Origin of the sequence: Streptomyces nanshensis (assembly GCF_001751255.1) — a bacterium.
GTDB classification, from domain to species: Bacteria; Actinomycetota; Actinomycetes; order Streptomycetales; family Streptomycetaceae; genus Streptomyces; species Streptomyces nanshensis_A.
The window spans coordinates 250-5,939 of record NZ_LJGW01000142.1; the positions used below are offsets into that span (position 1 = coordinate 250).

4 protein-coding genes are annotated in these 5,690 nt (G+C 74.1%); 2 read left to right on the top strand and 2 right to left on the bottom strand.

Annotation, left to right across the window (positions count from 1 at the left end):
• Together AN218_RS08275 and AN218_RS08280 are read right to left on the bottom strand one after the other, a co-directional pair.
• A partial coding sequence (locus tag AN218_RS08275) for a type I polyketide synthase (RefSeq protein ID WP_216311735.1) occupies positions 1-3,218 on the bottom strand: 3,218 nt, incomplete at its 3' end.
• Positions 3,215-3,841: an SGNH/GDSL hydrolase family protein gene (locus AN218_RS08280; protein WP_070016114.1), complete on the bottom strand. Its 627-nt coding sequence runs from the start codon at positions 3,839-3,841 to the stop codon at positions 3,215-3,217. The genes AN218_RS08275 and AN218_RS08280, both read right to left, overlap by 4 nt.
• Positions 3,842-4,278: 437 nt before the next feature.
• On the opposite strand from AN218_RS08280, the gene AN218_RS08285 reads away from it, so the two are divergent.
• Both AN218_RS08285 and AN218_RS08290 read left to right on the top strand, forming a co-directional pair.
• Positions 4,279-5,031, top strand: coding sequence for a thioesterase II family protein (locus AN218_RS08285; protein WP_070016115.1), 753 nt, complete (start codon positions 4,279-4,281; stop codon positions 5,029-5,031).
• Positions 5,032-5,298: 267 nt separating this feature from the next.
• Positions 5,299-5,690: hypothetical protein (locus AN218_RS08290; protein WP_141747512.1), on the top strand; the 392-nt coding region annotated here is incomplete at its 3' end.

Below are 5,690 nucleotides of genomic sequence, written 5' to 3' on the forward strand. Positions count from 1 at the left end.
CGCGAGTGCAGAGCCAGATGCTGCGTGGCCGGGTCGTCGTCCCCGGCCCGGGGCGCGGGCTGTGGATGGACGGTCATCGCTGATTCCTCCTGGGCATGGTGCGGGTGCACACGGCCGTGGGACGGCGGGGCAGTAGAGCCGTGGGACGGCGGGGCAGTGGCGCCGTGGGACGGCGGTGCGGTGGCGGCGGACGCCTCCGCCGGTTCCGGCGCGGGCAGGGCGGCGGCTTCCGTGGTCCGCGGGGCGCCGTCCCCGGCCGGTACGACGCTGCCGGTGCCCGGGACGGTCGCGGGGTCCGGGGTTGCGAACGCCACGTCCGGCGCCGCCGGCCCCGTGCCCTCCGCCACCGGCGTGCCGGCCTCCGCGGCGGGCAGGGACACCCGGAAACCGTCGGTGAGTCCCTCCCGGTAGGCGGCCTCCCGGGCCGGGGAGACGTACTCGGGCGCTGACAGGGTGACGGTCATGCCCGCCGGTTCCGGCTCGGCGGGCCGTGGCGCTTCGTACCGGTTGATCCCGGACAACTCCACGCCCAGCACGACGAGTTGCACGGCGGCCTTCTTGAGGGCGGCGTCGGAGTCGCCGAGCGGACCCGCGTCCGTGGGCACGGTGACGACATCGGCTTCGGGGAGGATCCCGCGCACCAGTCCGGTGAGGATCTGCCGGGGCCCGAACTCGACGAAGGCGGTGACACCGTCGGCGTGCATGGACCGCACGGCGGCGACGAACTCGACCGGGCACAGCATCTGGTCGGCGAGGGTCGTGGCGTTCGCCGCCGGGTCGGCGCCGTAGCCGGCGTCCGGGCTGTTCGCGTACACCGGGGCCTGGGGCTCGCCGATCCGCACGGAGTCCAGCGCGGTACGGAAGCTCTCCACCGCGTGCCCGACGTACTTGGTGTGGAAGGCTCCCGACACCGTCAGCCGTCGTGCGCCGATCCGCTCGCGGGCGCAGACCTCCAGCAGCAGGTCGATCGCGGCGCTGCCGCCGCCCACCACCACTTGCTCGGGGGCGTTGTGGTTGCACACCACGACGTCGGGGACGTCGGTGAGGATCTCCTCGACCCGCTCCCGGCTCGCCGTGACCGCGGCCATCGCACCGGCGTCGGCGGTGCCCTCGGCCGGAGCCATGGCCGCGCCGCGCGCCGCGGCCAGCCGGAAGTAGTCCTGGGCCGGCAGGGCGCCGGAGGCCCACAGGGCGGTCAGCTCGCCGAAGCTGTGCCCGAGGAACGCCTCGGCGCGCAGGCCGAGTTCGGACAGGAACCGGAACTGGCCCACCGAGAGCGCCCCGATCGCGGGCTGTGCGTACTCGGTGCGGTGCACCGTCTCCTCCTGCGCCCGGCGCAGCGCGGAGTCGTGGACCGGCGGCGGGAACACCGCGTCGGCCAGGGTCGGCCGCGTCTCGTCGAGGCACAGGTTGGCCTCGTCGAACGCGAGCGCCACAGGGGGAACGTTCAGCGCGGCGTCGAGCCCCATGTTCAGATACTGGGCGCCCTGGCCGGCGAAGAGGGCGCCGACGCGGACGCCGTCCGCCGCCCGGCGCCGGTAGTGCACGCCGCGCGGGTCCGACCAGCGTTCGGCGTCGGGGTCGGCGGCGATCCGTTCGCGGGCTTCGGCCGCGAGCTTCAACGCGGTCTCCTCGTCGGGGGCGGCGAAGCCGACCCGTGCGTGGCCGGCGGGCACCGGTCCGCCGTCGGCCGACGGGGCGCCGGAGTCCAGCAGTTCCACGAGCGCGGCCGGATCGGGCGCGTGCCACACGTGCGCCCGTGCCCCGCGGTGCAGCGTGCGCGCCGGGGAGCGGCCGGCGTCGTGTTCGTCGAGGACGACGTGGAAGTTGGTGCCGCCGAAGCCCATGGCGGAGGCCGCGGCACGGCGCACGGGCCGGCGCGGATCGCGGATCCAGGGGCGGTGGTGGAGGTTGACGTAGAAGGGCGCCGAGGCGAAGTCGACGCCGCTGTTGGGCCGCGCCGCGTTGATGGTGGGCGGCAGGCTCCTGTGGTGGAGGGCGAGGGCCAGCTTCATCAGACTGGCCGTGCCCGCCGCGCCCTTGGTGTGGCCGATCTGCGACTTGACGCTGCCCAGGGCGGCACCGTGCCGCTGGGCGCCGTGCGCCTCCAGCAGCCCGCGCAGCGCCGTGAGTTCGACGCGGTCGCCGACCGCGGTCCCGGTGGCGTGCGCCTCGAACAGGCCGACGGAGGCCGGTGAGCAGTCCGCGTCCTGGTAGGCACGGTCGAGGGCGCGCCGCTGGCCCTCCGCGCGGGGCGCGTAGATGCTCTTGGCGCGTCCGTCGCTGGAGGAGCCGATGCCGCGGAGCACCGCGTAGATGCGGTTTCCGTCCCGTTCGGCGTCCTCCAGCCGGCGCAGCGCCAGCATGCCGATGCCCTCGCCGAGCAGGGTGCCGTCGGCGTCGTCCGAGAAGGGGCTGATCCGGTCCGTCCTGGACAGCGCTCCGACCTTGCCGAACGCCAGGTACACGAAGATCGAGTTCTCGGTGTCGGCGCCACCGGTGATCATCATGTCCGCGCGGCCGTCCACGAGTTCGGCGACGGCCATCCGCAGCGCGGACAGCGAGGCGGCGCAGGCCGCGTCGACCGTGGAGTTCAGCCCGCCCAGGTCCAGCCGGTTGGCGATCCGGCCCGCCACCACATTGGCCAGGAAGCCGGGGAAGGAGTTCTCCTCCCACGGCGCGAAGGCCCGGGTGTACCGCTCGGCGATCTCCTCGGCGTCCGACGCCGACAGGCCCGCGGCGCGCACCACTTCCTTGAGGACCGGCGTGGACAGCCGGGCCGCGAGCGGATGCATCAGCGGCACCGGGCCGGTCACGCCGAGCACGACGCCGGTGCGCGCCGGGTCGTACCACTCGGAGCCCTCCGTTCCGGCGTCGCGCAGCAGATCACGGGCGACGCCCAGGCTCAGCGTCTGCATGGTGCTGGTGACGTCGAGGTGGTTCGGCGGGACGCCGAACTCGCGCGGTGCGAACTCCACGTCCGGCAGGAAGGCGCCGCGCCGCGAATACGTCTTGTCCGGTGCGGCCGGATCGGGGTCGTAGTAGTCCTCGAGCCGCCACCGGCTCTCCGGCACCTCGCTGGTGCAGTCCGTCCCGTCGACGATGTTCTGCCAGTACGCGCGGTGGTCGCGGGCCATCGGGAACAGACCGGACATACCGACGATGGCGACGGGAGAGTCGGCGAGCCTCCTGCCCGGACGGCTCTGCTGCTCGCTCACGTTCTTCCTTCCTCACGACATCGCTGGTCGTACGGCGCTCCGGCGGTGGCTTGCCCGATCAGTTCGGCGACGCGCTCGGCGAACCGCTGGTGGCCCCGGGCGCTGGGGTGGAGGCCGTCCGGCGACCACATGCCGGGCCGTGCCCACTCCGCGTCGGCGGCGACGTCGACGCAGAGCACCCCGGTGGCCTCGGTGACGGCGCGGAGCATCTCGTTGGCCAGGGCGAAGCGTTCGCGCAGGAGCGCGCGGAACGCCCCGGGCACCGGCAGATTGGCCGGGATGTCCGCGTAGTCCGCGGTGAACACGAGAGTGTCCGCCCCGGCCAACTGGCCGAAGATGGTGGCCAGATTGTCCCGGAACCGGTCCGGGGCGAAGTCGCCGACGAGATCGTTGACCCCGGCGACCACCCCGATGACCGGTGACTTGTCGGCCAGCGCCCGGGGGAGCTGCTCCTCGACGACCTGCTGGGTGGTCGCCTGGTACGTGCCGAGGTTGCGCACCCGTCCTTCCGGCACGTCCAGCAGCCCGGCCAGCCGGGGAACCCAGCCGTACCAGGCGCCGGCCGGACCGGTGGCGCCTCTGCCCTCCACGAAACTGTCACCCAGTGCGTTGAGCCGGATCACTGGTGTGAAGCCCCCTGGAGCAGACGGTCGGACGACGGGAACGCTGGCATGGAAGCAATCAGCGGCCTTCTCCTGACACCCCAGGTCCACCCCAAAGCGCCCCACCACTGCCGCGGGGGACCGGGCGCGGTTCCCGCATTGGGAGGGTTCGCCCCCGTATCGGCGCGGTCCGGCTCGTCCGCTCGCGCGTACGGTTGTCGTCGGCCGAGGCAGGGTCGCCCGGCTCGCCCACCGCCCGGGGATGCGCGCTCCGCCCGGGGATGCGCCCACCGCGAGAGCGCCGACGTCCGCGGACCAGGCCGAGAGGACCGTGTGACGAGACCGCGGACGAGGGTCGCGGAAGCGGAAGGGGCCCCGGCTCGCGTCCACCGCGCGCCGCGCCCGGGCCGCGGGCCGCAACCGGGCCTGCCACCGCGCCACTTGTGAAGGGGAAGAACATGCACGACGCCTGGCTGACGGTCCTGGGGGCCGTCGAAGCACCCGCCCTGCGGCTGGTGTGCCTGCCCCATGCCGGCGGGTCGGCCGCGTACTTCACCTGGCTGCGTGCCGCGCTCCCGGCGGACGCCGAGCTGGTCTGCGTGCAGTACCCCGGGCGCCAGGAGCGGCGGCACGAACCCGCCGTCGAGCGCGCCGACCTGATGGTCGAGGAGATAGCGGCCGCGCTGGAGAAGCGTCCTGACGTGCCGACCGTGGTGTTCGGCCACAGCCTCGGGTCGCTGCTGGCCTTCGAACTGGTCCGGAAGCTGGAGGAACGCGGCCGGCCGCCGCTGGCGCTGGTGGCCTCGGGCCGCCGGGCCCCTTCGGTGCGCCCGCCCGCCGGCGAGCCGCAGTGGAACACCGAGCGGATCATCGAGGAGATGCGGGTGCTGGGCGGTATCGACCCCGCCCTGCTGGACGACCCCGACATACAGGAGCTGTTCCTGCCGGCGCTCCGCGCCGACTACCGGCTCGCGCAGTCCTACCGGCCCGAGCCCGGCGCCCGCGTCCGCTGCCCGCTGGAGGTCCTGACCGGACGGCGGGACCCGCGGGTCACACGAGAGGACGCGGCGGCCTGGCGTGACCACACCGCCGGCCCCTTCGCCCTGCACGTGCTGGAAGGCGGCCACTTCTTCTTCGACACCGACCGCGCCACCGTCCTCGAGGTGATGCGGTCCGTGCTGGACGTCCGGCGCCCGCGCGCCGTCCGCTGAACGGCCGCTCCGGGCCGCTCAGCAGTTGAACGGCCGCTCCGGGCCGCCTTCTTCACGGTCCCCGGGAGGCACCGCCCTCCCCGGGACCGGCGTGCCCGCCTGCCCCGGCGCCGGGCGGACACCGGCGTTCGCTGAGGCAGAGCGGTTCTAGGGGCGGATAGGGGTGGATGGTGAACAGCGGCCGAACATTCAATGGAGCGCACGTAAGAGAGCGCGATCGAGGGGACGCGGCGGCGCTCGTCCAGACCCTTGCAGGAGTTGCCGAACATGGCAGAGAAAGCCACCGCCGTCGTGATCTCGGGTGTGGCGGGACCGGACGATGCGGCACACGACGCGGAGACCGCGGCACTGTGGGCCGCCATCGAGGACTCCGGGATCGTTCCCGCCCCCGGCCGTCCCGTCACCGTGCTGACGGACGAGCAGGTGCCCGGCCTCGCCGGAATTCCCGGCCTCACGGTGAAGCGCGTCAACGGGGCTTCCCCCTGGGCGGCCGCGCGTACGGCCCTGGAGGCGGGCACGGCCACCGCGGTCGCGGTCCATGCGCCCGACGCCGGGGTGGCGGTCGTGCTGTCGTGCTCCGAGGACCCCGGGCAGCGCTACGGTGCGCTCGGCGACGACCCCGGGACCCGGGTGGCCGCACTGCGGCCGGCGCCGATCCC